The organism is Microvirga yunnanensis, assembly GCF_025460875.1.
In genome coordinates this window covers 45489-68647 of sequence record NZ_JAMXFI010000037.1, presented here as the reverse complement: position 1 = coordinate 68647, position 23159 = coordinate 45489, and the positions used below count along the sequence as shown (strand labels likewise).

Sequence of the window (23159 nt, the reverse complement as noted above, 5' to 3'; positions counted from 1 at the left end):
CTTGCCGCCGTCGTACCCACGCGGTCCGCCCATCTCAGAGGTTTTCACTGATTGGCTGTCGATGATCGCTGCACTCGGCTGAGGATTGCGGCCGGTCTGACAGCGATAACTCTCGCGCAAGGCTTGGGTCACGTACTCCCAGGTGCCATCCTCGCGCCACTGGGCATAGTGGTAGAAGACAGCACCGCGCGGCGGATACTCGTGCGGCAGCAGCCGCCACTGCGCTCCGGTGCGCAGCAGATAGAAGATCGCATCGACAATGCGCCGTAAGGGATAGGTCTGCCGCCGCCCTGCTGGATGGCTCCGTTGCAGCAGCGGGGCCAGCACCCTCCATTCCCCGTCGCTCAGATCGCTGACATAAAGGCAAGCATCCATGGCTGACCCTCCAAGCTGTCGCAACAGCCCGCTTCCGCATCGGCGGCCCAGCACAAAACCTATTCTGAATCAGTCACTTACCTCGAGCAATAAAATTGCTCACCAGCCTCTTAGTGAACGAGACCTGCCGCCTTCGTCGAAGCGGCGCCGGCATTCAGGTACTGCTTCAGCATGGCATGGGTGCGCTCGAGCTCCTGGGCCAGGTGCTCGACCTGGTCCGGCCCGTCGCGCAGGAGGTCGGCGCTCGTGATCTTTCGCCAGCCGACGCAGATCTCATGCACGGTTCTGGCCCCGACATTGGCCGACGCGCTCTGCAATCCATGGGCCTCGAGACGAAACCGGTGGGAGTCGCCCGCGGCTGCGGCCGAACGCAGTTCGGCCACGAGATGATGGGCATCCAGGAAGAATTCTTCCATGAGGCTGAGGACGAAATCCCGCCCGCCGAGCTGTTCCAGCTCCGCGAGAACGGGTTCGTCGACCAAGGGGTTCTGGCCGATCGGCGAGGGGACCGGGATGTCCTCGGCGGCCGACGGTCCGGCATCCGTCCGGGAGCCGGCCCTCTCGTCGATCAGCCTGAGCAGGGCCGCCGGCTGCACGGGCTTCGTCAGGCACGCATCCATGCCCGCCTCGAGGGTTCGGGCGACGATCTCCGGGGTCGCGTCGGCCGTCAGGGCGATGATGGGCATGCGGACGCCGGACGGCTCCGTGAACCGGAAGATCTTCGTTGCCTCCAGGCCGGTCATGACGGGCATGTTGATGTCCATGATGACGCAGTCGAAACTCTCCGTCGCGAGCAGGTCGAGCGCGTCCTCTCCGTTCGTGACGCACCGCGTGGCGTGCCCGCCGCGCTCCAGGATCTTCGTGATCACCATGCGGTTCGTCGAATTGTCGTCCGCGACGAGGATCGAGAGGCGCCTGGACGCCACGGGAATCTCGATGTCGCCGGACACGCGCCAGATCGATTGCGCCATGGACGTCTGCGCCGCCGCGGCCAGGGAAGCGACCCGTGCTTCATCGGACGTGAAGTCGAGCGGGAGCAGGCTGCTGGATAACCGGACCAGTCGCGCGTTCGAAGCGCCCTGCGAGGGACGGGGGCGTATCAGCACCGGAGGAGCCGGCAGGTTCGCCCGGTCGATCTCGTCGGCGAGGAGATCGTCAGGCAGGTCGCTGTAGCAGAAGACCAGCCATTCGCCGCCACTGTGCCGCTTCACGTAATCCCTTGCATCCGCCAGCGTTCGGACGACAGGGATCCGATCGGGTTCGCCGAGGCGCGGCGCGATGCTGCGCGCCAGATCCGCGCTCGGGCAGACCAGCAGGCGCCGGAACCCATCCAGGGGCTGTTCCTCCGGGCTCCTGTGCTCGGGGACGCCGACCGGAAGCGTGAACCAGAACGAGCTGCCATGGCCCTCCTGGCTGTCGACGCCGATCGTGCCTCCCATGGCGGCGATCAGCTGCCTGCAGATGGAGAGGCCCAGGCCGGTGCCGCCATACCGGTTGATGATGGTTTCGTCCGCCTGGGTGAAGCTCTCGAAGATCCTGCCGAGCGCGTGCGGGGCAATGCCGATTCCGGTATCGGACACGGCGAAGCGGATGAACGGCCCCTTGTCGGCATCGAGCGGCCGCGCGTCGAGCGTCACGGAACCGCTGTCGGTGAACTTCACCGCATTGCCGAGAAGATTGAGGAGGATCTCCTCCAGGTGGTGGCGCGAGCCATGGACGCGTGACGGCGTGCCGGGCGCCACGTGGATCGTCAGGCGAAGACCCTTCTCCTGCGCCTGCGCGAGCATCATGGCCCGCGCCGTGGAGAGGACTTCCAGGAGATCGAAGTCGACCTTCTCCATGGGCATCTGGCCCGCCTCGATCCGGGACAGGTTCAGGATGCTGTTGATCTGCCGGAGCAGGGTATCTCCCGCCGACCCGATCGTGCGGACGATCCCGCGCTGCTCCGTGTCGAGGTTCGTTCCGGCCATCAGGCTGGACAGTCCGATGATCGCGTTGAGGGGCGTCCGCAGCTCATGGCTGACGCTGGCGAGGAAGAGCGTCTTCGCCCGATAGGCGGCCTCCGCCTGGGCCTTGGCGTTGGAGAGCTTGCGGATCAGCGTGCTCGCATAGAGCGGAAGCACGATGAGGCTGAGCAGCAGGGTCGCCGACAGGTAGATGTCGTCGTGCCACCGCGGCGTGGTGGTGATGACCGCCGTGAAGCAGACCGCCGAGACCACCATGGCGATGTACAGAAAGCGGACCCCGAAGCGGAAACCGTTCCCGAAGGTGATCCAGAGGTACAGCAGAAACAGGACCGACGACGTCTCCCCGACATAGCGCAGCTGGAACGACAGGGTGGCGAGGTCGCTGACGATGGCCACGATGCGCCGAGCGGTCGATTGGAGCGGCCGGATCAGCATATGGACGACGATCCCGGCGGAGACGAACGCGAAGACCGTGGCGGCGATCAGCGCCTCCCGAGGCACGGACGGGTTGATCCAGAAGGTATAGGCGGCAATCAGGCTCAGGAAGATGAGCCGATTGAGGCTCATCTCGTGCTCGCGGTCGGGACTGCTTCTGAAGCGGGCCAGGAGGTTGGCGATCACCGCGTGCGCGCTTTCCTGAGAGGGAGGTCCTGTCGCGGGAGCCGGTACCGCGGACGTTCCTTGAGCAGTTCGTCGAAGGCGTCCGAGGCCACCGGCCGGCTGAACAGATAGCCTTGCGCCTCATCGCAGGGATGATTGAGCAGGCAGGCAAGCTGGGACTGGGTTTCGACGCCCTCCGCAACGACCTTCAGCTCGAGGCTCTCGGCCATCGAGATGATGGCCCTGACGATGGCCTCGTCACGGGTTCCGTCCGAGAGGCTGGACACGAACGAACGGTCGATCTTCAACGTATCGACCTCGAAATTCTTCAGGTAGCTGAGCGAGGAATAGCCGACGCCGAAATCGTCGATCGCGATCTTCACGCCCAGCTTCTTGAGTTCGTGCAGGATCAGCTGGGTTCGTTCGACGTCCCTGAGCAGGCTGCCCTCGGTGAGTTCGAGCTCGAGGCATTCCGGCCTCAGGCCGGTCGCCTGAAGGGTCTCGGCGACGAGCTGCACGATGTCCTGGCGCAGGAACTGCACCGGCGACAGGTTCACGGCGATCTGCAGGGGCGCATGCCCGTGGGCGTGCCAGATTGCCGCCTGAGCGCAGGCTTCTCCCAGAACCCAGGCTCCGATTTCGTTGATCAGGCCGGTCTCCTCGGCGATGTCGATGAAGACATGGGGCGACGTGATGCCGAACTCGGGTCTGACCCAGCGCAGAAGGGCTTCCGCCCCGACGATCGCTCCCGTCGCCAGGTCCACCTGAGGCTGGTAGTGCAGAACGAACTGCTCCTGCGAGATGGCTTTCAGAAGGTCCGCTTCCAGGCTGATGGTGTTCAGCGAGATGCTTTCCATCTCCTGCGAGTAGAAGCGGACCGTGTTCCTCCCCTCGGCCTTGGCCTGGTACATCGCGAGATCGGCGTATCTGAGGAGTTTCTCGACGTCCCGTCCGTCACCCGGAGACATGGCGATCCCGATGGTGCAGCCGAGCCTGAGCTCGTTTCCGTCCAGGAGAAACGGGGCCGACAGGCTGTCGATGATCTGGCGCGCCAAGGCCTCCGAATCCTGGGCTGCGGCGACGTTGGTTTGCAGAACGACGAACTCGTCCCCGGACATCCTGGCCACGAGATGGGTGCTCGGCACGCAGCCGATGAGGCGACCCGTCACCTGCTGAAGGATGCGGTCGCCGCCCGCATGGCCGAGGGCGTCGTTGACGGCCTTGAAGCGGTCGAGATCGATCAGGAACAGGGAGAACTGGCCGTCTCCTGCATCGATCTCCTGCTGAACCCTCTCGTAGAGCATCCTGCGGTTGGGGAGATCGGTCAGCGTGTCGTGCAGGCCGATATGCCGGAGCGTGTTCTCCGCCTGCTTTCTCTCGGTGATGTCGATCGACGTGGTGAGAACGCCCGTGACGCCGCCCGTGAGTTCGCGCAGGGACGTCTTGGTCGTCAGAAAGGCGCGCTCCGAGCCGTTGCTGTCGGAGATGCGCTCCTCGAAGCTGGACGATGTCCGCTGCTTTCCGAGAACGGCCTCATGGACGCGTTCTCCATGGTCCGCATTGTCGCTCTGAAGGACGGAGGGCAGGGGTCTTCCGAGGAGGGACTCGGGCGACATGTTGGCGAATTCCGCAAAGTAGGCGTTGACGAAGAGGATGCGGTTGTCCTCGTCGGTTGCGCTGATCATCGCCGGAACGCTGTCGATGACCTGGGTCAGCGCCTCGCGGCTGCTGCGAACCAGCTCTTCCTGGGAGCGCTCGCTGATGAGGAGTTGCTGCTCGAGGGCCAGGGCGCGGCTCTTGATGAACTGCTGCTGCCTCTGCAGCTTGAGGAGGTTGCGGGCTCGGGTCGTGAACTCGTAATGATCGACGGGCGATCGGAGGAAATCGGTCGCGCCCGCTTCAAGAGCCTGAAGCCGGAAGGCCCTGTCGTCATAGGCCGTGATGACGATGATCGGCACATCGGCGCCGTTGACGCTGTTCCTGGCACGCCTGGTGAACTCTGCGCCGTCCATGCCGGGCATTCGGAAATCGGTGATGATCAGGTCGGGGCAGTTCCCATCCAGCCAGTCGAGAGCCTCGTGGGGCGACGCGGAGGCGTGGACCTCCGCACCTTCCTCGATGGCCTGCGCCAGTCGAGAGAAGATGTTGCGGTTCGTGCTTCTGTCGTCCACGATCAGAATGCGCGCCATGTGTTGCCCCCCGGCATCCCTGGCCAATGAGATGGATCGATCCCCGATGGTCTTCGCTATTGTCTCACGGGATGATCTGTTTGATGGTGGTCATTCGGTCGGCCATGGGGTCTATACTCGCGCTAGCGTGGTTCAAGGTCCTCTACGGAGGTCGGCAGTCTCGTCCAGCGGTGAGACAAGGCCGTAATTCATCGGCATTTTGCTGACTAAACTACGCTGATCCCAAACTGAATAAGGGATTTATACCACAATAACGTTGGGTCATGCGTCGGCCGATACCTCATTTTTCAGGGATTGGTTAATCCAGCCTTATTGCCGCAGCATGACGATGGCAGAACAGCGCCGGCACGGCCTTGACCATTAACCAAGTTGCTTACGAAACGGTATGAGCGACTCCACAGGCCGTCGTTAATAGACCATTATCCATAGGAAAGGAGGCCTGTCCCAACCACGGCATCCTGAACGACCGCGAGATGAAGCTCGCTGTCCGTCCGAATTTCTCTATGATGGAGAGTATTGATGCTGGCCCCGTCGGCCAAAGTCGCCGGCCCTGTCCGCGACGAGGCCCAAACCGTCGATTACGAAGTCGCGTCGCCTCCTGCAAGTCCGTCTCGGAAGCAGAACCCCGCGCCGTCGGATGGCGCCCCCACGAACCTTCTCCTGCCTCACATCGACGTCAATATCGACTTCGAGAGCCGGATCTATTGGGCCGCCATGCGTCCGAGTCGGCACCCGATGATCACGATGGAGCTGCTGCAGGACATGATGTGCGTGCAGGAATCCGTCCGCGTGATCATGGAGGAGGGCAACCGCGAGCAGCATCAGCACCTCGAATACTTCGTGGCGGCATCCCAGACGCCGGGCGTTTACAACTTCGGCGGAAACCTCGCCTATTTCGCGGATTGCATCCGGCGGCGGGATCGCGAGGGCCTGCGGAAGTATGCGTACGCCTGCATCGACGTGGTCTATGGAAACGCCATGGCGTTCCATACGCCCGTGATCACGATCGCCCTGGTGCAGGGCGATGCGCTCGGGGGCGGGTTCGAATGCGCCCTGTCGTTCGACGTTCTCGTCGCGGAGAAGAGCGCCAAGTTGGGGCTGCCGGAGGTCCTGTTCAACCTGTTCCCGGGGATGGGCGCCTACAGCTTCCTCTCGCGCAAGATCGGCACCGCGGCGGCCGAGAAGCTCATCATGAGCGGAACCGTCTATACGGCCGAGGAGCTCCACCGCCTCGGCGTCGTCGACATCCTGGCGGATGACGGGCAGGGCGAGAACGCCGTCAGGGACTATATTGCCCGCAACAGGCGCAAGCATAACGCCCACAAGGCCATGTACCGGTCCAAGCGGCGCATCAACCCGCTGACCTACGAGGAGTTGAGCGACATCGTCGAAATCTGGCTCGACGCCGCCATGGACCTGGGAGAGCAGGATCTGCGCAAGATGACCCGCCTGGTCGAAGCTCAGGCGCGCCGTTTCGACAAGGAGGCCTGAGAGGATCCTCCATGGTCCTTCCCGGTGCCGTCAGACACCGGAGGGAGGCCGGCACGGTGACGCAACGGGACCGGGCGACGGACCGGAGCCGAATCCGGCTGGCGGAGGAGCCCGGTCGAACGGCAGATCGGCCAGTTGTTCGAGGGTTATGCGCCGCAGGGCCGGGTGGGACAGCGGATCGTCGCTGCAATCGCCCGGGTCCTGGGCGGCGGCGCAGGCGCGGAGCAACTGCTCCGCAAGGCGGAAGAGGTTCAACATCTCTGCATGATGCTTCATCCATCATCCCGATGGGATGGATTTTATCTGCGAGCGATTATAGAAAATCTATATGAGAAACCTGAGCCGCTTCCATCTCAACGGATTGCGGGCCATCGAGGCGGCCGGCCGGTTGGGAACCTTGCGGGCGGCGGCCGACGAACTCGGCGTGACCATCGGGGCGGTCAGCCAGCAGATCCTGAAGGCCGAGGAGCAGTTCGGACGCCCCCTGTTCGAGCGTCTGCCGAAGGGCCTGAAGCCCACGCCGTTCGGCCAGGAGGTTCTCAAGTATCTGAGCGTCGGCTTCGCCGAGATCTCCGCCGGACTCGCTCTTGCCGAGCGCCGCCGGGACGATGTGCTGACGGTGTCCGTCGCACCGGTCTTCGCGAGCAAGTGGCTGGTGTGGCGTCTCCAGCGTTTCCACGAGATTTACCCGGACATCCGCATCCGCATCGACGCCAACGTGGCGCTCGTCGATCCGGACACCTCGGACGTGGACGTGTGCATCCGGGTCGGCTGGGGGAACTGGCCGCATGTGAAGGCGGAGAAGCTGATCGATCAGCTGATCTTCCCCGTCTGCAGCCCGCCGCTCGCCGAGCGCCTGCGCGAGCCTGCGGATCTCGCCGCCGTCCCGATCATCCGCGAACCGACGCCGATGTTCGGCTGGGACGCATGGCTTGGGCCGAACGGCCTCGACGAGTCGATCCTGGGCGGCGGGCCGGTCTTCTCGGATGCATCGCTCTGTCTCGATGCGGCCGTCGCCGGGCAGGGGGTGTTCCTGGCGTGGGAAACCCTGGCTGGAGATGCCATGGCGTTCGGTCGCCTGTCGGCGCCGTTTCCGGATCGTTATTCCACCGGGATCGCCTATTGGTTCGTCACGTCCCAAACCCTTCCTCGGAGCCGTGCCGTGTCGGCCTTCCACGACTGGCTGAAGGCCGAACTGGCCCGGATGGAGATCTGACGGGTTCGCCGGGGTCGCGGCCTTCCGCGCCCCCTCATGTCCCAAGGGGAGGAGCGGCCGCGCAGGAGACAGGCGGCCGCTCGGGATGTGGGTCCGACGTTACCCGATCCGGGGACGAAGGACGGCGCCCGAGCCCAGGCCGATGGCCAAGGGCCGAACCGCGAAGGCACCATCGCCGATCAAGGCATGGGCGAGGGCCGCAACGGCCAGAAAGGCCGGATATTCCCAGCCGCCATTGGGCGCGTTGAACACCCAGCCATTGGGAGCATGGACGAGAAGCGCGCCCAGAAGAACCGGCAGGAGAACGACCGAGACGGCTCGACCGTACAGGCCCAGGAGGATCGCGACGCCGCCGATCAGTTCGGCCAGGATGATGGGCCACGCAAGAAAGGCCGGAAAGCCGACCTGCGTGAGGAATCCGGCAAAGCCCGGGACCGTGAACACGGCGATCTTCAGATAGGCATGGGCAATGAACATGATGCCAAGAGCCGCACGCAGGGCGAAAGCACCATAGGGAGCAAGGCGGGTGTCGATCATGGTTTCGTCTCCGGGACCCCGATGGTCCGTTGCCAGGAACCTGATCCTTTCAATAATGCAAATCAATGGCGCAAATTGCAGTATATTTGTTGCGATTGTGCAAAGATGGGACGGGTCTCTCCTGGGAATCCGGGCTCCGTCTTCGCCGCGGCGCATGAACCCGACCGAACCACGCCTTGAAACATCGGACGTGAAAAGGGGGCCCTTCGGGTCACGAGCGTGGCCCGCTTTCGTCCGCACGATGCGCTCGGCGGTCTTCCGATCGAGGTCACCGGGACGAGCCCGGTGATGATACCCTCCGCACGTCATGGCCGGCCTTGTGCCGGCCATCCCGATTGTTCTAAGCGCGGCGCTCTTCCGACCGGGATCACCGGCACAAGGCCGGTGATGACGTGGAGAAGGTGGTCAGGGCCGGTGACAACACCGTCCCCCGTCATGGCACCCTCCGCTCTTCCTGCCACCCTCCCACGTCATGGCCGGCCCTGTGCCGGCCATCCCGATTGTCTTGAGCGCGGCGCCTCTCAGAAGCGGGATCACCGGGACGAGCCCGGTGATGACGTGGGAGGATGGTGAGAGCGGGTGGTGATAGCCTCCCCGCGTCATGGCCGGGACAAGCCCGGTGATGATTTCGAGGGGAGAGACGGCTAGCCCGACCGTCCGATGCGCTCGCCGCATTGTATGACGGTGAACCGGATCCCCTTCACCGAGAAAGGCTCTCGCCCTGCGAGCCCGTCCGAGCCACGCGGCCCTCGATCGGATAGGCGGGGTCGTTGTACCCCGGCGTCGAGGGATGACCCGTGGCGACGAGGCTGTCGACGAGCGCTTCGTCCTCGGCGGTGAACCGGTAGTCGAGCGCCTTGAGGTAATCGTCCCACTGCTCTTCCGTGCGCGGGCCCGCGATCACCGCGGTGACGAGGCGGTTGTTCAGGACCCACCCCACGGCAAACTGGCCCGCCGTGATCCCGCAGGCCTCGGCGTGGCGCTTGAGGTCCTGGGCGATCTGGAGCGATTCCGGACGCCATTCGGTCTGCATCATCCGGTTGTCCTGCCGGCCGGCGCGGCTGGTCTCCGGCGGTGGAGCGTCGGGGCTGTATTTGCCGGTCAGCACGCCGCGGGCGAGGGGCGAGTAGGGCACGACGCCGAGACCGTAATAGCCGCAGGCCGGGAGATGCTCGACCTCCGGCATCCGGTTCATGGCGTTGTAATAGGGCTGGCTCACCACCGGGCGGTCGATGCCGAGATCGTCGCAGAGGCGGCAGATCTCGGCCACGCGCCATGCGCGGTGGTTCGACACGCCGAAATGCCGGATCTTGCCCTGGCGCACGAGATCCCCCATGGCGCGGACCGTCTCCGCCAGCGGGGTCGCGTGATCCTCCCGGTGGAGGTAGTAGATATCGATCCAGTCCGTGCCGAGGCGCCTCAGGCTCGCCTCCGCGGCCTCCATGATCCGGCGGCGCGAGAGGCCGCGGTCATTGGGACCTGGCCCGGTCGGGTTCGCGACCTTCGTGGCGAGCACCCAATGGGAGCGCGACGCGTTGATCGCCCGGCCCGTGACGTCCTCGGAGCGGCCCTCGTTGTACACGTCGGCCGTGTCGATGAAGTTCACGCCCGCCTCCTGCGCCTTCGCGATGATGCGCGCGGAAAGAGCCTCGTCGGTCGGTCCTCCGAACATCATCGTGCCCAGGCAGATCGGCGAGACCTTGAGGCCGGATCGGCCCAAATTGCGGTAATCCATGCAGAGCTTCCCCATTGTTCATCACCGTCCGGGCATCGCACCGAGAGCGGAGAGCTGCGCCTCGACCTCGGACATCGAGATCGCTCCCGGCTTGAGCCCCTCCCGCACTATGCGGGCACCGAGTTCCGTGAAGAAGGCGTTCGCAGGCGTCGCGACGCCGTGAAGGCGGCCGAGCAGCACGACTTCGCCGTTGAGGTAGTCGGTCTCGACCGATCCGGTGCCGCGCGCGAGGCTCTGCACCGTCGAGCTGCCGAGGCGTCCGACCTCGGCGATCGGCCGCTGCTGCATCAGCCGGTTTCGCCGAGGATCGGCCGCCCCGACGTCCAGCCAAGGAATGCCGGCCGCCTTGAAGGCCGCCTCCGCCTCGGCGCGCAGCAGCGCCTCGAGATGCCGGTAATCGGCATCGAGGCCGAGCGCGGCCTGCAGGATGTTGCTCAGGTTGAGCAGCAGCTTCCCGTACTTGCTTTGCATCACGTCCTGCGACACGAAGACGGCGATGTTGGCAGCCTCCAGAGCATCGGCGAGGGCCGTGTCATGCGCGTTGCTGCCGCCCGGGTAGCGCCCGATATCGAAGATGCCGTGACGGGGCAGGGAGAAGGCGGCGATCTCACCCGGCTGCGAGATGGCGGCGGGCATCATCACCGTCACCCCGTGAACCTCGGGAAAGAGGCGAAGGGCGAAGCGTTCGTTGGCGACGCCGTTCTGAACGCAGAAGACGGCCTGCCCGGCGGCGCCCGCGGCGCGAAGACGGTCCAGGGCGGGGGGCGTATCCTGGGTCTTCATGGTCAGCAGGATGGCATCGTCCGGGCGGAAGTCGATGTCGGCCGGGTCCGACACACAGGCGAAACGGGCTCGTTCGGCTTTCTCCGGCGTCCGCAGAAGCAGCCCATGGGACCGGATGGCCTCTAGCTGGGTGCCGCGAGCGATGCCGATCACCTCCTGCCCCGACGCTGCGAGGGCCGCGGCCACGGTTCCGCCGATCGCGCCGACGCCATAGACAATGATCCGCATGATGATCCTCGCGTGAGAGCTGGTCGATAGGGATGGGTCGTTCGGGTGTTCCCTTCAAGCCCGATCCCTCGCTTCGACCAGCCTGGGGGGCGGGCTTTTCCAAATCAGTCCCGCGCCGCCCAGGCCATGCCGCGTTGCAGGATGGTGCGCATCTCCGGCACGTCGAACTCCTTCGCCACATGGCCGAGGGAGCTGTAGAAGACCCGGCCCTGGCCGTGACGGCGCTTCCAGACCACCGGCATGACGACGCCGTCGATCCAGGGGGCGTGCTCGCCCGAGAAGGTGGTCGTGGCGAGGACCTCGTTCGACGGGTCCACATGCATGTAGTACTGCTCGGAACGGTAGTCGAAGTCCCGGATGCCCTGCATGACCGGATCGTCGGGGCGCGTGACGTTCACGCGGTAGTCGATGATGTTGCCGGGATGGGCCACCCATTGTCCGCCGCACATGAACTGGTACTCGACCGCCTCACGGAAGGCATCGCCCATGCCGCCGTGAAAGCCCGCGAGGCCCGTGCCGTCGCGGACGGCCTTGGACAGATTGGCCACCTCGTCCTTCTCGATCTTCGACATGGTGTAGATCGGCACGACGAGGCTCATCGTGGAGAGCCGAGGGCTGGCAAAGGCACGGGTCGAGGTCTCCAGGTGAACCTGAAAGCCCTCGTCCCTCAGCAGGCCGGCCACGATGGTGGCGCATTGCTCCGGCTCATGGCCGTGCCAGCCGCCCCACACGATGAGTGCTTCGCGCATCGTTCTTTCTTTCTGTCGCTGTGATCGATCTCAGGCCGCGGACGCCGTCTGGGGCTGACCCTTCCAGAGCAGCGCCGCATCGGCATCCTCCAGGACCGCCGGCCGCTCGAGCGCCGTGGTGATCGCCCGAGGCTGCCCGGTCGCCGCTCCTTCGAGGATGCTGTGCATGACCTCGAGGACGTGCAGACCGAGGCGACCGCTGGAGCGGTGCGGGGTGCCGTTCAGAACGGAGCTCGCCAGATCGGCGAGGCCGAGCGCACGGTAGTTGGCCTTGCTCGGAACCTCGGGAGCCCAGTTGGGCGAGCGCCAGTTGGGGGAGCCCAGCGGCATCTCGCTCGAATCGACGGCGCGCCAATCGCCGCCGCGCTCTGTGATCTCCACGTGGCCGCCGAAGAAGTTCGGATCCGGAACGCGCAGCGAGCCCTCAGAGCCGTAGATCTCGATCGCCGGATGGCTGTGCTTCCACACGTCCCAGCTCATGCAGAACGTCACCTGCGCCCCGGAGGCGAATTCGAGAAGCGACATCACATGGGTCGGCGTCTCGACCGGAATCCGGTGACCCTTGCGCGGCGACTCGGCGGTCACGATGCGCTCGGCAAATCCGATGCTCGACATGGCGAAGACGCGCTGGACGGGCCCGATCAGATTGACGAGGGTGCTCAGATAGTACGGCGCCATGTCGAGGATCGGTCCGCCGCCGGGCTTGAAGAAGAATTCCGGATCCGGATGCCAGTGCTCCATGCCGTGCGACATCAGGAAGGCCGTTCCGGACAGGATGCGGCCGACCTTGCCCTCATCGACGAGGTTGCGGGCGAGGCGCCCACCCGCGCCGAGGAAGGTGTCGGGCGCGCAGCCGAGATGGAGGCCGCGCGCTTCCGCTTCGTCCACGAGCCGGCGGCCCTGCTCGAAATCGACCGCCAGGGGCTTTTCCGAGAAGACGTGCTTGCCGGCGCTCAGCGCCGCGAGCGAGACGCCGAAATGAGCCGCCGGGACGGTGAGGTTGACCACCAGGTCGATGTCGTCATGGGCGAGCAGTTCGTCGACCGTCAGGGCCTCGATGCCGTGCCGGCTCGCCTGTGCCTGGGCCACTTCCGGCTTCATGTCCGCGCAGGCCCGCAGGGTGAGGCCGCGATAGGCGGGGATGTTCTGGAGATAGATGCCTGAAATGTTGCCGCATCCGATGATGCCGACGTTGAGGGAGTTCATGGTCCTTAATCCTCGATCGTGCGCAGGAAGGCGAAGCTGTTGCGGGCGGTCTGCCCCGGGTCCGCGGGCTTGTCGTGCTCGACGACCATCCATTTCGCGCCCGCCGCACGGCAAACCCGCCACAGGTCGCGCCAGTCCAAGGTGCCCGAGCCCACATCGGCCCAGCCGTCCTGGTCCTCGTTCTGCCCGGCGGGGGCGATATCCTTCACGTGGGCGGCCGTGATCCGGCTGCGGTAGCGGTCGATCCACTGCTTCGGGTCGGCATTGCCGCGCACGAGCCAGGCCACGTCGACCTGCCAGGTGAGCGGGCTCGATCCGGCGGCCTCGAAGATCAGCTCGAGGGCCGTCTTGTCTCCGTCCTTCGGCTTCAGCTCCCAGTGATGGTTGTGGTAGCCGAGACGGATCCCTTGCTCCTGAAAGCGCTCCGCGATCTGCCCGAGCTCGCGGCCGAGCGAGCGCCAGCCGTCGGCCGCCATGTCGCGCTCGTCCGGCGGAACGGCCGGCATGTAGAGGTCGGTGAGGCCAAGCGTCCGGCATGCCTCGACAATGGCATCGGGCTTTTCGCGCAGGGCCGCCATGCCGACATGGCTGGACGAGGCCTTGAGACCCCGCGCATCGAGCTTCGCGCGGACCTCGGCGGCTTTATCGAGATGCGAGCCGATCGCTTCCACATTGCGGTAGCCGGCATCGGCCACCGTGTCGAGGATCAGGTCGAGATCCTCCAGCGATCGCAAGGTGTAGAGTTGGATGGAAAGACTGTCCGTGACGCTCATGGAATCCTCGGGGTTCGTGACGACAGGCGCGACCCGCCAGGCAGTAGGGCCGATCGCGATGGGGGGTGGTCACAGGCGTTCGCCGGTCTCTGCGGAGAAGAGCGATACCTGCGAGGGATCGGCATGGAGCGTCAGGCTCTCGCCCGGCGCGGCCCGGCGAGAGCCGGTGGTGCGCACCTGGACCGAGCCGACCGGGTCGCTGCACCAGATGATGGTGTCGGCGCCCATGGGCTCGACGATGTCGACCTTGAAGCCCGGCCAGATGCCGTTGCCCGCGATCTCCAGATGTTCGGGGCGCACGCCGAGCACGACATCCTGACCCGCCGACGGGGCGGTGGCGAACGGGTAGGCCGACAGGGCCAGGCGGCGGTCGCCCGAAAGGAAGCTCAGTCCTTCTCCGGTGTTCTCGATCCGGCCCTTGATGAAGTTCATTTGCGGCGAGCCGACGAAACCGGCCACGAACAGGTTGGCGGGCCGGTGATAGATCTCGTCGGGCGTGCCGATCTGCTGGATCTTCTGCTCCCGCATGACCACGATGCGGTCGGCGAGCGTCATGGCCTCGATCTGATCGTGGGTGACGTAGACCATCGTGGTCTTGCCGAGCCGTGCGTGCAGCCGCTTGATCTCGACGCGCAGCTCGTTCCTCAGCTTGGCGTCGAGGTTGGAGAGCGGCTCGTCGAACAGGAAGACGGCGGCGTCGCGCACCAGCGCGCGGCCGATGGCGACGCGCTGGCGCTGGCCTCCGGAGAGCTGGTCCGGGCGCCGGTCGAGCAGGGGGGTGATCTGAAGGAGTTCGGCCGCCTTGGCGACCCGCTTCTCGATTTCGGGGCGCGGCGTCTTCGCCATCTTGAGCCCGAAGGACATGTTCTCGCGCACGCTCATCCGGGGATAGAGAGCGTAGGACTGGAACACCATGGCGATGCCGCGATCCTTGGGCTCCTCCCAGGTCACGTTCTTGCCGTTGATCCAGATCTGCCCCTCCGCCACGTCGAGCAGGCCCGCGATGGCGTTGAGCAGGGTGGACTTGCCGCATCCCGACGGACCGAGCAGGACGATGAACTCACCCTCGTCGATGTCGAGGGACAGCCCATCGAAGACCTGAACGGACTCGAATGCGACGGTCACATCACGAACGGAAACGGTCGACATGCCTTATCCCTTCACAGCGCCGGCGGCGATGCCGCGGACGAACCAGCGTCCGGAGACGAAATAGACCACGAGGGGAACGAGGGCGGCCAGCATGGTCGCCGCCATGTCCACGTTGTAGGCGCGCTCGCCCTGCGTCGAGTTGACGATGTTGTTGAGCTGCACGGTCATCGGCAGGTTCTCGCGCCCTGCGAAGGTCAGACCGAAGATGAAGTCGTTCCAGATGCCGGTGACCTGCAGGATGGTCGCGACCACCAGGATGGGCGTGGACATCGGCAGGATCACCCGGAAGAAGATCGACCAGAACCCGCCCCCGTCGATGCGCGCCGCCTTGAAGAGCTCGATCGGCAGGCCCGCATAATAGTTGCGGAACAGCAGGGTCATGGTCGGCAGGCCGAAGATCACGTGAACCAGGACGATGCAGGTGAGCGAATTGTAGATCCCGGTCATCGAGAAGATGCGCACCAGGGGGTAGAGAAACACCTGGTAGGGGATGAAGGCCCCGAGCAGCAGGATGCCGAACATGACGTTCGCACCCCTGACCCGCCAGAACGACAGCGCATAGCCGTTGATGGCACCCGCGATGATCGAGAGGATCACCGACGGGATCAGGATGCGCACGGAATTCCAGAACCCGACGCTGATGCCGTTGCATTCCAGGCCCGTGCAGGCGGAAGACCAGGCCTTGGACCAGGCATCGACGGTCATGGCGGCGGGCAGGGCGAGGATGTTGCCGAGCCGGATCTCGTCCATGGGCTTGAGCGACGTCACCACCATGATCCAGAGCGGCAGCAGGAAGAACAGGGCCGCCGTCACCAGGAAGGCGTAGACTCCGATGCGGCCGACGGTGAGGTGACGGGGGCGGCGACCCTGGGGCACGGCGGTGCTCATGCATGCCTCCCTTGCGGACGAACGTAGCGGGCATAGACCCAGGGAGCCAGGACGATCACCACGGTGATCAGCATGATGGTCGCGGCAGCCGTTCCGAGGCCGATATTGTTGCGCTCGAACAGATGATCCATGACGAACTTGGCCGGCACCTCCGTGGCGATCCCGGGACCGCCGAGGGTCATGGCCACGACCAGGTCGTAGAGCTTCACGACGCCGGTCGCGAGCAGCACGGTGGCGGTGACGACCATGGGGCGCAGCAGCGGCAGAACGACGGAGGTGTAGACGCGCCAGGTCGGAATGCCGTCCACCTTCGCGGCCTTCCACAGATCCTTGTCCACGCCGCGCAAGCCGGCGAGCATGATCGCCATGGTGAGGCCCGAGCCGTGCCAGAGGCCGGCGATCACGATGGTGTAGATCGCCATCCTCTGGTTCACGAGCCAGTCGAACGTGAAGCTCTCGAAGCCCATGTCGCGGACAAGCTTCTGCAGGCCGAGCCCCGGATTGAGGAACCATTGCCATGCGACGCCGGTGACCACGAAGGACATGGAATAGGGATAAAGGAACACGGTCCGGAAAAGACCCTCGCCGCGCACGTTCTGGTCGATGAACACGGCCATGAGAAAGCCGATGATCAGGCAGCCCGAGATGAACAGGACGCCGAAGATGACGATGTTCTCGGCCGAGGTGACGAACCGGTCATTGGCGAAGAGACGCATGTACTGCGTCAGGCCGAACCAGTCGAGCTTGGGCAGGAGGGTCGAACTCGTGAAGGAGAGCCGCACGGTCCAGAGCATGCAGCCGATGTAGACGACGAGGACAACGAGCGCCGTCGGCAGGAGGGCGATGGCTGCAGGCAGGCGCGTGCGCGCGCCGCGTCGGGCTTTCGTGGCGCTCGACGGGGCAGAGGGTGCGCGAATCGAGATCGTTTCCACCGGGAAGGCTCCACTGCGAGTGCGTCAAGACTCAGTGCAAGACTCAGTGCAAGACTCAGTGATGGAGACCTCGCCCCGGGGCACCGGGGCGAGGTGGAGTGACTCAGGTGGCGTCGCGCATGGCGCTGACGATCTTCTCGATGAAGGCGTCGGCCGACATGTTCGGGTTGTTCCAGTACTGCGTGACCGCATCCTGCATGGCGCCCGAGAAGTTCGGCGGGCTCAGGATCTCCATGCTCTCCACCTGGTTGGCGGGGTCGCTCAGGATGGCGTGGGACTTCTGGGCGCAGATATCCATGGACGAGACGTCGACATCCATGCGGACCGGGATGGAGCCCTTCTTCTTGTTGAACTCGATCTGCGTGGCGGGATCGAGCAGGACCTGGATCAGCTTGTCCTGAGTGGCGAGCGCCGCCTTGTCCTTCGTGGCCGGGAAGACGAAGACGTCGCCGCCGATGACCAGCTTGGGCTCCTGCCCGACGACCGTGCAGCCGTACTCCTTGCCCGCGGTCTGGCCTGCCGCGATGAACTCACCCTTGGCCCAGTCGCCGTTGAAGTGCATCGCGGCCTTGTTGGTGATGACGAGAGCCGTCGCGTCGTTCCAGTTGCGGCCCGGGCTGCCCGGGTCGACGAGGCCGCGCATCTTGCCGAAGAGCTCCACGGTTTCCTTGAACTTGGGGGTCTTCACAACGTCCGGTTTGCGGGTGCCGTAGAGCTGGCGGAACATGTCCGCTCCGCCGTGTCCGACGACGACGGCCCGGAACAGGTTGTGCTCCCAGGTCGGCTGGCCGCCGAGAGCCAGCGGAATGATGCCCTTGGCCTTCAGCTTCTCGCCGCTCTCGACCAGCTCAGGGAAGGTCTTCGGAGGCTCGAGACCGGCATCGGCGAAGATCTTCGTGTTGTAGAACATCCAGTTCTGGCCGTGAATATTGACCGGAACAGCGAAGAACTTGCCTTCGCGCACAGTCGCATCGACGATCGGCTTGGGCATGATCTGCCGCCACTTGCCTGCCTGCGCCTGCTGATCGACGTCACGGACGAGATCGTTGCTGACCAGCTCGTCGAACTGCTTGCCGGTGTTGAACTGCATCATGGTCGGGGGGTTGCCGCCCACCATGCGGTTGATGCCGGCCGTCCGGGCATTGGCCCCGCCCGCAATGGCATTGTCGACCCAGGTGCCTCCGGCCTTGGTGAACTGATCGGCGAAGACCTTGACCGAGGCGGATTCACCGGCCGAGGTCCACCAGTGCAGAACCTCGGCTTTCATCTGCTGCGCGAACGCGCCGGTGCTCCAGATCAGGGCGATGGAAAGGGTATATGCGGAAACGCGTGTCGTCATGCTCATGGCTTCCTCCCAGAAGCGTTTTATCGATTTTTGTAATCGATTACATCTTGAGATATAGGTTGTAGAGACTTTTTAGATTAGTCAAGACACTCGTTGAGGTCAGTCATATCCTGTGAGAGAAGGTAACATGTCTTGCCGAGGGGCGGGGAAACCTCAATGAGTCGGAAAAGGTGGCATTCCGTCAAGGAGATCCGCATCGCCGACGTGGCTCGTCTCGCAGGAGTATCGACGGCGACCGTCAGTCGCGTCCTGTCGGAGCCGGGCAAGGTCAGGCAGAAGACGCACGATCTCGTGATGGAGGCGGTGCGCCGCAGCGGCTACATTCCCGACAGCACGGCGCGCAAACTGCGCACGCGCCGCACCATGACCGTGCTGGTGGTTGCGCCCCGGCTCACCAATCCGGTCTTTGCCGAGATCCTGCGCGGGGTGGACGACGAACTGACGCAGTCGGGCTACGGGATCATCATCGGCAACCTGGACAACCGCAGGGAGCGGGAGGCCCGGTATGTGGACCTCGCCCTCTCCCGGCAGGTGGACGGCGTTCTTCTGCTGACCGGCTACATTCCCGCGGACGGCACCCGCGACATGAGGGAGGCCGGATTGCCCATCGTGGCCTTGTGCGCCGCCATCGAGGACGACGCGATCCCGAGCGTGGTCGTTCAGGACCGCGAAGCGTCCCGCAGGGCGGTGGAATATCTGGCGGAGCTCGGGCATCGCCGTTTCGGCTACATCTCCGGAACACCGGGTTCGATCATCGAACACGAGCGGTTCCGGGGATTTTGCGAGGGAATTGCCGCGGCCGGGTTCCGGCAGGACGAGATCGTTCGCTGGGAGGGACCCTTCGTCTTCGCGACAGGCGTCGCCGCGGCCGAGTCCTTCCTGGCCATGAAGGACCGCCCGACCGGGATTTTCGCGGCCTGCGACGAGAGCGCCATCGGCTTCATCAAGCGGGTCAGAGCCGAGCGCATCCGGGTCCCGCAGGATGTCTCCGTCATCGGCTTCGACGGGATCGAGTTCGCGGATTACACCGTGCCGACGCTCACCACCTTTCGTCAGCCCTTGCACGAACTGGGGTGCGTCGGGGCCGATGTTCTCATGAAGCTGATCAGGGGCGAGATGAGGGCGGGAGATTGGAACGTCCGATTGCCGCTGACGCTCCTGGAGCGGGACACCACGGGTCCTGTTCTGCACAAGGACTACACGTCGCTGCGCCGATCGGCGATGTGAGATCGAACCCGCCCACGAGAGAGCAACCGAGGAGAACGCCATGCAGCCCGTCCGTTGGGGAATTCTGAGCACCGCGAAGATCGGCCGGTTGAAGGTCGTGCCCGGCATGATGAAGAGCCCGCTCTGCGAGGTCGTTGCCGTTGCATCACGAGACGAGGCATCGGCGCGGGACATGGCGGCGGAACTCGGGATCCCGAAAGCCTACGGCTCCTATGAGGCGCTTCTCGCCGACCCGGATATCGAAGCAATCTACAACCCGCTGCCCAATCACCTTCATGTGCCGATGACCTTGGCGGCCGCCGCCGCCGGCAAGCATGTCCTGTGCGAGAAGCCGATCGCCATCACGGCCAACGAGGCGGAGCAGCTCGAGCGCGCCGCGGCGCAGGTCATGATCGCGGAGGCCTTCATGGTCCGCCATCACCCGCAATGGCATCGGGCCCGGGACGTGATCCGGAGCGGCGAGATCGGAGATCTGCGCGCGATCCACGTCATCTTCTCCTATTTCAACGTCGATCCGGCCAACATCCGCAACAAGCCCGATATCGGCGGGGGAGGGCTCCTCGATATCGGCTGCTATGCGGTCGTGGCAGGGCGTTTTGCCTTCGAGGCCGAGCCCCTGCGGGTCGTGACGCTCGTGGACCGTGACCCGGCCTTCGGCGTCGACCGGACCACCAGCGCCCTCATGGACTTCGGTGGAGGGCGGCAGCTGGCCTTTACGGTCTCGACCCAGGCGGTGCCCTATCAGAGGGTGCAGATTCTCGGAACGAAGGGGCGAATCGAGATCGAGATCCCCTTCAACGCGCCACCGGACAGCCCCACCCGGATCTTCGTCGACGACGGCAGCCAGCATGGCAACCGTTCCGCGCGAGCCCTCGAGTGTCCCGTGGTGGACCAGTACCAGCTCCAGGGCGAGGCCTTCAGCCGGGCGGTCAGAGGCGCGGCACCGCTCGAATACGGCTTGGAGGACGCCATCCTGAACATGCGCATCCTGGATGCCTTGCGACGGTCGGACGAGTCCGCCGCCTGGGAGCGGATTGAGAGCATTTTTCGGTGAAGGGGATCCGGTTCACCGTCAAAAAAATGCGGCTCGGCAAAGACAAGAGATGATTCCACGTGAGGGGAAGCAGCTCTAGCCCCGGAGCCCGGTCCGGCCCGAGGGATCGGGCCTCCTATGCGATCGTAGTAGCCCGGATGTCCGTCTCCCTGTCCGGATGAACGCTCGACCTCCGACTGAGCGCCTCGACCCATGCCGAAGCGCTCGAAAATGTCCTCCTGGCGGAGTTCCGTCGAAGGGCGCGTTCTGGTAGAGCCACGGCATCAGGTCCCGAGATCAGACAGGCAATCCTTATGCAGAGCAAACCAGCAGCCGCACCATCGTCTCTCAAGTTCGGTACGAGCGGTCTCAGGGGGCTGGTGGTCGAATTGAACGGCAGCCCGGCTTTCGCCTATACCCGCGCTTTCGCCGAAATGCTCAAGGAGGACGGCTCGGCGGCAGCGTCCCGCAACGTCGTGCTGGTCGGGCGGGATCTGCGGGAGAGCAGCCCGAGCATTGCCCAGCTCTGCTGCGCGGCCCTGCACGAAGCCGGCCTCGAGCCGCTCGATTGCGGCGCTCTTCCCACTCCGGCGCTGGCCTATCACGGGATGCGATTCGGGATTCCGGCCATCATGGTGACGGGAAGCCACATCCCGGAGGATCGCAACGGCCTGAAATTCTACCGGGCTCAGGGCGAGATCGACAAGAACGACGAGGCGAGCATCCTGGCCTGGCATGGCAGGCTGGGAATCGTCTCGGTGCCGGAGGCCGCCCGGACGATCCGCGCCCGGACGCCGGACATCGATCTCGTGGCCGCCTACAAGGCCCGCTACAGCGACTTCTTCGGGGATGGGGCCTTGAAGGGCCTCACGGTCGGGGTCTATCAGCATTCGTCGGTGGCCCGGGACGTCATCGTCGCGATGCTCGAGGCCTTAGGGGCGCGGGCCGTGCCCCTGGGGCGGGCCACCAGCTTCATCCCGGTCGACACCGAAGCCCTGCGGGACGAGGACGAGGTTCTGGCCCGGCAATGGGCCGGCGAGCAATCTCTCGATGCCATCGTGTCGACCGACGGCGATGCGGATCGCCCTCTGATCTCGGATGCACGGGGCATGTTCCTGCGCGGAGACCTCGTGGGAGCGATCACGGCCAAGGCGCTGGGGGCGGACGCGATCGTCACGCCGGTGACGTCCAACTCCGCTCTCGAGGAGTCCGGCGCCTTCGGGACGGTGCTCCGCACCCGGGTGGGGTCACCCTACGTCATCGCGGGCATGGCGGAGGCCATCGCGTCCGGGGCGCAGGCTGTCGTCGGGTTCGAGGCCAATGGGGGCGTGCTGCTCGGTTCCGACGTCGTGCGGGACGGGCGCCGTCTTGCCGCTCTTCCAACCCGGGACGCGATGCTGCCCATCCTCTGCGCTCTCGGCGAAATCGTCGCTCAAGGCCGGTCGCTGGCCGATATCGGGGCGGCCTTCGCCTTCAAGGCGGCGGCCAGCAATCGTCTGCAGAACGTCGCGACGGACCGGAGCGCAGCTTTCGTTGCGCGATTGCAGCAGGAAGAGACGTTCCTGGCCGAGCTGATGGCTCCCTTGGGCGGCGTGGCCGGGATCAACTCCCGCGATGGATTGCGGATGACTGCGAAGAACGGCGAGGTCGTGCACTTCCGCCCCTCCGGCAACGCGCCGGAGTTGCGCGTCTACGTCGAGGCGGTGACCCAGGAACGGGCGGATGACCTTCTGGCCTGGGGGCTGTCCGTCGCAGGCAAGCAGGTGGCCTGAGAGCATCCACTGGTGCTGACGATGGGGCGGTTGTGAACGGCGGAACCTAGAGCGTCGGACGGACCCAGAGGGCCGCGTCAGCGACCCGAAGGGCCACGCCCGTGAAAAGTGGATCCGGTTTTCGCTGGCGCGGCCCGCTGGGTCCGTTCTGACCGATGCTCTCATTCAAGAAGAAAGCATCGGATGGATCCCAAAAGGGCAAGTCCACTTTTCACGTCCGATGCTTTAGCGCATCGCCCGTTGCCCAAAGCGCTCCTGGCCGGTTGCCTTGCCCATATATGTCGGTTCGAAGGTGCTCTTCAGAGGATGCGGGTTCCAGTCCTCATCGGGCATGGAAAGGCTGTCACTCTGTCCGGACCACCGCGTTTCGAAGCGGCGGGCGGCATCTCGGCTCTTGAATCCGATCAGACCCCAGCCGGTGCGGAACTGATAAAAGTCGTAAGGGGTGCCGTTGGCCTCGAGCCAGCGGACGACCTGAAGCTTGAGCGCCTTCTTGCTCTCGTTCCAGACATCCCAATCGTTGATCAGAAAAATGGACGGCCAACTCTTGGCATAGGCCTCGACTTCGTAACAGGCGGACGTGGCCAGTTCTTCATCGCGGATCCGATCACCGATCGCCTTCTTGATCTCCTCCAGGTCGGTCATGGACAACCTCATCTCTCCGGTCACGCGCCGTGCCTCAGGAACTCTCCGAAGCATGACGATAGGCTTACCTCCTTTTAGGTAAACAGGGCGTAATCCGTCTAGTTCCAACGACCTCGAGCGGGGAGCGTGCCGATCCCAGGTCGATCGAACGGTCGGCATGGTCCGGGGCGGGGCGACGCCTGTTGTGGGCCTATCCCACGTCATGGCCGGCATGGCTCGTCCATCCCGATTGCTTGAGGCGCGGCGCCTCTCGTATCGGGATCACCGGGACAAGCCCGGTGATGACGTGCGAGGGTGGTGTGACCCGGTGATGAGACCC

At 64.9% G+C, this 23159-nt stretch carries 20 protein-coding genes; 5 read left to right on the top strand and 15 right to left on the bottom strand.

The window, feature by feature from the left end:
- The 3 genes from NF876_RS19100 to NF876_RS19090 all read right to left on the bottom strand — a co-directional run.
- Positions 1–375, bottom strand: a 375-nt coding sequence (locus tag NF876_RS19100) for a transposase (protein ID WP_262270244.1), incomplete at its 3' end; no start/stop codon positions are given.
- Between the two features lie 110 nt (positions 376–485).
- On the bottom strand, positions 486–2963 hold the full coding sequence (locus NF876_RS19095) for an ATP-binding protein (RefSeq protein WP_262270243.1): 2478 nt from the start codon (positions 2961–2963) through the stop codon (positions 486–488).
- A complete protein-coding gene (locus tag NF876_RS19090; RefSeq protein WP_262270242.1) occupies positions 2960–5131 on the bottom strand; it encodes a putative bifunctional diguanylate cyclase/phosphodiesterase in 2172 nt (723 codons plus the stop codon). Before NF876_RS19090 ends, NF876_RS19095 begins: the two co-directional genes overlap by 4 nt.
- Positions 5132–5650: 519 nt before the next feature.
- Between NF876_RS19090 and NF876_RS19085 the strand changes: the two genes are divergently transcribed.
- A complete protein-coding gene (locus NF876_RS19085) occupies positions 5651–6622 on the top strand; it encodes a crotonase/enoyl-CoA hydratase family protein (protein WP_262270241.1) in 972 nt (323 codons plus the stop codon).
- A 30-nt stretch (positions 6623–6652) separates the two neighbouring features.
- On the opposite strand, the gene NF876_RS19080 is transcribed toward NF876_RS19085, so the two are convergent.
- Positions 6653–6898, bottom strand: a complete 246-nt coding sequence (locus tag NF876_RS19080) for a hypothetical protein (protein ID WP_262270240.1) — start codon at positions 6896–6898, stop codon at positions 6653–6655.
- 52 nt (positions 6899–6950) lie between these two features.
- Here NF876_RS19080 and NF876_RS19075 point away from each other — a divergent pair, with 52 nt between their 5' ends.
- A complete protein-coding gene (locus tag NF876_RS19075; RefSeq protein WP_262270239.1) occupies positions 6951–7838 on the top strand; it encodes a LysR substrate-binding domain-containing protein in 888 nt (295 codons plus the stop codon).
- Between the two features lie 99 nt (positions 7839–7937).
- Here NF876_RS19075 and NF876_RS19070 read toward each other — a convergent pair whose 3' ends face one another.
- From NF876_RS19070 to NF876_RS19025, 10 genes are all read right to left on the bottom strand, one after another.
- A complete protein-coding gene (locus NF876_RS19070; protein ID WP_262270238.1) occupies positions 7938–8375 on the bottom strand; it encodes a DoxX family protein in 438 nt (145 codons plus the stop codon).
- Between the two features lie 700 nt (positions 8376–9075).
- Positions 9076–10110 (bottom strand): aldo/keto reductase, encoded by a 1035-nt coding sequence (locus NF876_RS19065; RefSeq protein ID WP_262270237.1) that lies wholly within the window; start codon positions 10108–10110, stop codon positions 9076–9078.
- A 21-nt stretch (positions 10111–10131) separates the two neighbouring features.
- Positions 10132–11121: a ketopantoate reductase family protein gene (locus tag NF876_RS19060; protein ID WP_262270236.1), complete on the bottom strand. Its 990-nt coding sequence runs from the start codon at positions 11119–11121 to the stop codon at positions 10132–10134.
- Between the two features lie 104 nt (positions 11122–11225).
- On the bottom strand, positions 11226–11870 hold the full coding sequence (locus NF876_RS19055) for a ThuA domain-containing protein (protein ID WP_262270235.1): 645 nt from the start codon (positions 11868–11870) through the stop codon (positions 11226–11228).
- Positions 11871–11900: 30 nt separating this feature from the next.
- Positions 11901–13076 carry a Gfo/Idh/MocA family protein gene (locus tag NF876_RS19050; RefSeq protein WP_262270234.1) on the bottom strand — a complete coding sequence of 392 codons (1176 nt, stop codon included), beginning with the start codon at positions 13074–13076 and terminating at the stop codon, positions 11901–11903.
- A 5-nt stretch (positions 13077–13081) separates the two neighbouring features.
- Complete coding sequence (locus NF876_RS19045) at positions 13082–13849, bottom strand: sugar phosphate isomerase/epimerase family protein (protein ID WP_262270233.1); 768 nt, start codon at positions 13847–13849, stop codon at positions 13082–13084.
- 69 nt (positions 13850–13918) lie between these two features.
- Positions 13919–14998, bottom strand: a complete 1080-nt coding sequence (locus tag NF876_RS19040; protein ID WP_262270232.1) for an ABC transporter ATP-binding protein — start codon at positions 14996–14998, stop codon at positions 13919–13921.
- A gap of 3 nt (positions 14999–15001) precedes the next feature.
- Positions 15002–15886 carry a carbohydrate ABC transporter permease gene (locus NF876_RS19035; RefSeq protein WP_262270231.1) on the bottom strand — a complete coding sequence of 295 codons (885 nt, stop codon included), beginning with the start codon at positions 15884–15886 and terminating at the stop codon, positions 15002–15004.
- Positions 15883–16803, bottom strand: coding sequence for a carbohydrate ABC transporter permease (locus NF876_RS19030; protein WP_373696687.1), 921 nt, complete (start codon positions 16801–16803; stop codon positions 15883–15885). Before NF876_RS19030 ends, NF876_RS19035 begins: the two co-directional genes overlap by 4 nt.
- Positions 16804–16921: 118 nt before the next feature.
- Positions 16922–18157, bottom strand: coding sequence for an ABC transporter substrate-binding protein (locus tag NF876_RS19025; protein ID WP_262270229.1), 1236 nt, complete (start codon positions 18155–18157; stop codon positions 16922–16924).
- 162 nt (positions 18158–18319) lie between these two features.
- On the opposite strand from NF876_RS19025, the gene NF876_RS19020 reads away from it, so the two are divergent.
- From NF876_RS19020 to NF876_RS19010, 3 genes are all read left to right on the top strand, one after another.
- Entirely contained in the window at positions 18320–19390 is a 1071-nt protein-coding gene (locus NF876_RS19020) for a LacI family DNA-binding transcriptional regulator (RefSeq protein WP_262270228.1), read from the top strand.
- A gap of 40 nt (positions 19391–19430) precedes the next feature.
- A complete protein-coding gene (locus NF876_RS19015; RefSeq protein WP_262270227.1) occupies positions 19431–20444 on the top strand; it encodes a Gfo/Idh/MocA family protein in 1014 nt (337 codons plus the stop codon).
- A 293-nt stretch (positions 20445–20737) separates the two neighbouring features.
- Positions 20738–22195 (top strand): phosphomannomutase, encoded by a 1458-nt coding sequence (locus tag NF876_RS19010; protein ID WP_262270226.1) that lies wholly within the window; start codon positions 20738–20740, stop codon positions 22193–22195.
- A gap of 225 nt (positions 22196–22420) precedes the next feature.
- On the opposite strand, the gene NF876_RS19005 is transcribed toward NF876_RS19010, so the two are convergent.
- Entirely contained in the window at positions 22421–22840 is a 420-nt protein-coding gene (locus tag NF876_RS19005) for a hypothetical protein (RefSeq protein WP_262270225.1), read from the bottom strand.
- Positions 22841–23159: the final 319 nt, after the last annotated feature.